Genomic DNA, 4,252 nt, shown 5'->3' on the forward strand with positions numbered 1-4,252 from the left:
TAGTTGGACAAGTTCTTGCTACTAGTTTCAATGGTGATGGTTCTGCTGTCACTGGAGTTGTTGCTACAGTTGCTGCTGACTCACTAGATTTTGAAGATTTCAAAGACGCGATGTCTATGGATGCAAATACAACAATTGACCTTAACGGTTCAGACCTCAATTTCAATGGTGGTTTATTAATGCTTGATGATTCCGCTCAGAACGTAGGCATCGGCGATATCTCCCCTGACTTTAAATTAGATGTTTCAAGTGGGGCAGCAGTTGATGGTATAGCTATTGACAATACACTAGCCGATGGTGACCCAATACTTGCTTTCCAACTTTCTGGTACATCTACATTTACAATGGGTATCGATGATGGAGACGCAGATAAATTCAAAATTGGCACAACTGCAATTGGAACTAATACTAGATTAACAATTGATGCCTCAGGCAATGTCGGAATAGGCGAGTCTGCACCAGGAGCAAGCCTTGAAATCAATGGTGATCTTGCTTTCACACCGAGTGGTACCACTAACGTAACAGCTGGTGGCGGAATCACGGTAACTCGAGCTCTAATGAGAGTTCAAGGTAATGCTGGCGCAGTTAATATTACAGTTGATCCACAAATAGCCGATGGTACAGATGGTCAAATGGTCATTCTCAAAGGTTTAAATGACACAAACACAGTAACACTTGATAGTGGTACAGGATTATCACTCACTTCAGCTAGTTCATTTACCATAGGCTCAAAAGACACAATCACACTTATTTATGATGCACTTGATGATGAATGGATTGAAGTCTCAAGATCAAATAAATAAGACTGATATGATAAAATCATATCTATGTCTGAATTAACTAATAAAACAGCCCTCCAGCTCAACTCAATATTTTTAAACAAAGAAGCCAGTGCCGAGCAAATCACCGAAGCATTTTTACAACGTATAGAACAATACGATAAAACAATTAATGCTTTCATTAGCGTCAATGGCGAGCTTGCCCTCAAGAGAGCTCAAGAACTAGATCAAAAACTAGCAGCAGGTGAGAGCCTCGGCAAATTAGCAGGTGTACCAATCGGTATCAAAGATCTTATTAATTTAAAAGGCAGCGAAACAACTGCAGGCTCCAAAATGCTCAATGGCTACACTTCAAGCTTTAACGCAACAATCACCCAAAAAGTAATAGACGCTGGTGCAATTCCACTTGGCAAACTCAATCTTGACGAGTTTGCAATGGGCTCGAGTAATGAAACTAGTGCTTATGGCAATTGTAAAAACCCATGGGATCCAAGCAAAGTACCTGGCGGAAGCTCAGGCGGATCAGCAGCGGCAATTGCAGCCCAAATGCTACCACTAGCATTTGGAACCGATACTGGTGGCTCAATTAGACAACCAGCTGCTTACTGCGGCATCACCGGTCTCAAACCAACCTACGGTAGAGTATCTCGTTATGGCATTGTCGCCTTTGCAAGTTCTTTAGATCAAGCAGGACCAATGACTCAAGACGTAGAAAGTAATGCTCTTTTGCTAGAAGCAATGTCAGGTCATGACCCTAAAGACAGCACCTCATTAGAAAACCCTGTACCAAATTATTTAGCAGCAATAGAACAAGGTTTCAAAAAAACTCAAAACCTCAAAGGTTTACGTATTGGCATCGCTCAAGACTTTTTTGTTAAAGAATTAAATTCAGAAGTTAAAATAGCAGTAGAAAACGCAATCAATAAATATAAAGAGCTCGGTGCCGAGATTATCGACATTAGCCTTAACAAGATCAAATATGGTTTACCTACTTACTATATAATTGCACCTTCTGAAGCAAGCTCCAATCTTTCAAGATACGACGGTGTTAGATACGGACTTAGAGACATGGAAGCTACAAGCCTCAGTGACTTGTATCCCAACTCTAGAGCCAATTTCGGCACAGAAGTCAAAAAGAGAATCATGCTTGGTGTTTACGCGTTGAGTTCCGGTTACTATGACGCTTATTACAAAAAAGCCCAGCAAGCAAGAGCACTAATCGCTGAAGACTTCAATATTGCATTCCAACAATGTGATCTCATCTTAAGTCCAACTGCACCAGCAACTGCCTTTGAGATTGGCTCCAAGACTGCTGACCCACTTGAGATGTATCTTGAAGACATTATGACAGTAACTGTCAACCTAGCTGGCTTACCAGGAATTTCAATCAATTGTGGTTATGACTCTAACAATCTGCCAATCGGTATGCAACTGATTGCACCAGCACTTGAAGAAGCTAGAATCTACAACGCAGCTTATGCATTCCAGAGCACTACTGACTTTAATAAGAGTCCAGATTTAACTGCAACTCTAAATGCAACAGCCAATGTCTAAGCACAATCAATACCTTGAGCAATGCTTCAAACTTGCGAAGAGAGGAGAGACTCTTGCCTTCCCAAACCCAATTGTAGGTTCAGTGATAGTTCACCAAAATAAAATTATTGGTCAAGGTTTTCACAGACAGGCAGGACAAGCGCACGCAGAAGTCAACGCAATCAATGACGCTATAACAAATGGTTATCAAAATCTATTCCCTGAATCAACTATCTATGTGAGCCTCGAACCCTGCTCACACACTGGCAAAACTCCACCATGTGCCGACTTAATAATCAAGCACAGATTCAAATGCTTAGTTTTTTCTTCCTATGACCCTAATCCAATTGTTAACAGTAGTGACAAAATTAAAGCAGCAGGTATCGAAGTCATAGAGCCCAAAGATCTTGAGCCCAAGCTTGTTCAAGAAAGCAATTACCTCAATAGAGTGTTTTTCAAAACTATTCAAGAACCAAACTCTACTTGGATCACGGTCAAGATCGCAACAACAGCTGACGGTCGTATGATCACAAAGCCTGACGAGCCTCGTTGGATCACCAATGCAGAATCCCGCAAAGACGTTCATCGTATGCGCTCTTGCAATGATTTATTAATCACCAGCATCCGTACTATTGAGGCTGATAACCCAGAATACACAGTAAGGCATTCAGCAAAGGAATTAATACTAGCAACAATCAAAAATCCTGATGTTGCAATTTTAAAATCAAGTACTGATTTTAGTCATAGAAATTTTAAAATTTTTAAAGAAGCAAATAGAAAAGTTATTGAACATAAAGTCATTGATCTTAAATCAACTATTCAAAATTTTATAGATCAAGGTTATAAGAGGATCATGATTGAAGTGGGACCAAAACTCTCAGAAGCATTTATTGAGGCTGCTTTGGTTGATGAGATTGTACATTATCAAGTATCCCCAGGAAAGGCCTTGGTAATTAATCATCCAGGCTTTCAAATTTATAGAACAGAAATTATTGCTTCTACTGATATAAAATCTTGTTTATTAAAGATCTAATCAAAAAACTAAGTAATTCCACCTAATCTCAAATTGCGCTTGACATATCGGGACAACTCGTATTAACATTTATCTGTGCCTTCAATCAATCCTGATTTCAGAAATAAACAGTCTAATCCAAAGACCGATCATGCAGGCCCAAACCAATCTCAGCAAAGAACCAATCCTGATTTTAACAACCGCACAACGGCAGAACAATTTGCAAAAGAAAAGCCCGAAGCAAAATCTGAAGACAAGAAATCAAATCTTTTTAAATATGGAGCTATTGGTGCAGGAATTACAGCAACACTCTATTTATTAAAAAAGAAATTTCTTGCACTAGTTGCTGCAGCCGCAACAGCAGCCTTTGTATATTTCAATCAAACTGCGCAAGCTACTAACTCAACAAAGCCACAAAGTTCACAAACACACAACACGAGCAGTCAGACAGAACAAGTGAAACAGCCTCACCCAGACCAAATCAATCTAGATCGTATACAAGAATATATCTCAGCAAGCAAAGTAGAAGGCAATGACAAAATATTTTTAGACAAACTTATTTCAAGTTTAAAAAAGAAGCTAGTAACGCATAGTGAAATCAACAAAGAAATGATTATTGAAACAATGAAAGAATTAGGCTTTGAAGAAAATAAACAAGGCTACAAGAAAAAGATTTCGATTCTCATGCACCCTGACAAAATCAAACATTCAAATATCAGTGATCTAACAGATATAACTGTAATGATATTTCAAGCAGCTAACCATAAGCCCAAAGAGAATTAAACTTATCTGCGCATAAGTAGCAATAATCCGTATTTTAGAGATTTAATTCGATTATAAATGGAGGTGGTGACCGGATTTCAAGCAACAATGAAGATACTGCAGCCTGCCCTTGCACTTCTGACTACACCACTTTAGATTGAATTTA

4 protein-coding genes are annotated in these 4,252 nt (G+C 39.0%); all 4 read left to right on the top strand.

Annotation, left to right across the window (positions count from 1 at the left end; translation table 11 throughout):
• Positions 1 to 803: hypothetical protein (locus O3C63_09490; protein ID MDA0773155.1), on the top strand; the 803-nt coding region annotated here is incomplete at its 5' end.
• 24 nt (positions 804 to 827) lie between these two features.
• Positions 828 to 2,333 (top strand): Asp-tRNA(Asn)/Glu-tRNA(Gln) amidotransferase subunit GatA, encoded by a 1,506-nt coding sequence (gene gatA, locus O3C63_09495; GenBank protein MDA0773156.1) that lies wholly within the window; start codon positions 828 to 830, stop codon positions 2,331 to 2,333.
• Positions 2,326 to 3,345: a bifunctional diaminohydroxyphosphoribosylaminopyrimidine deaminase/5-amino-6-(5-phosphoribosylamino)uracil reductase RibD gene (gene ribD / locus O3C63_09500; GenBank protein MDA0773157.1), complete on the top strand. Its 1,020-nt coding sequence runs from the start codon at positions 2,326 to 2,328 to the stop codon at positions 3,343 to 3,345. Before gatA ends, ribD begins: the two co-directional genes overlap by 8 nt.
• 75 nt (positions 3,346 to 3,420) lie before the next feature.
• Positions 3,421 to 4,107 carry a hypothetical protein gene (locus O3C63_09505; protein ID MDA0773158.1) on the top strand — a complete coding sequence of 229 codons (687 nt, stop codon included), beginning with the start codon at positions 3,421 to 3,423 and terminating at the stop codon, positions 4,105 to 4,107.
• Positions 4,108 to 4,252 lie beyond the last annotated feature (145 nt).

The organism is Cyanobacteriota bacterium (genome assembly GCA_027618255.1).
Taxonomy (GTDB): domain Bacteria; phylum Cyanobacteriota; class Vampirovibrionia; order LMEP-6097; family LMEP-6097; genus JABHOV01.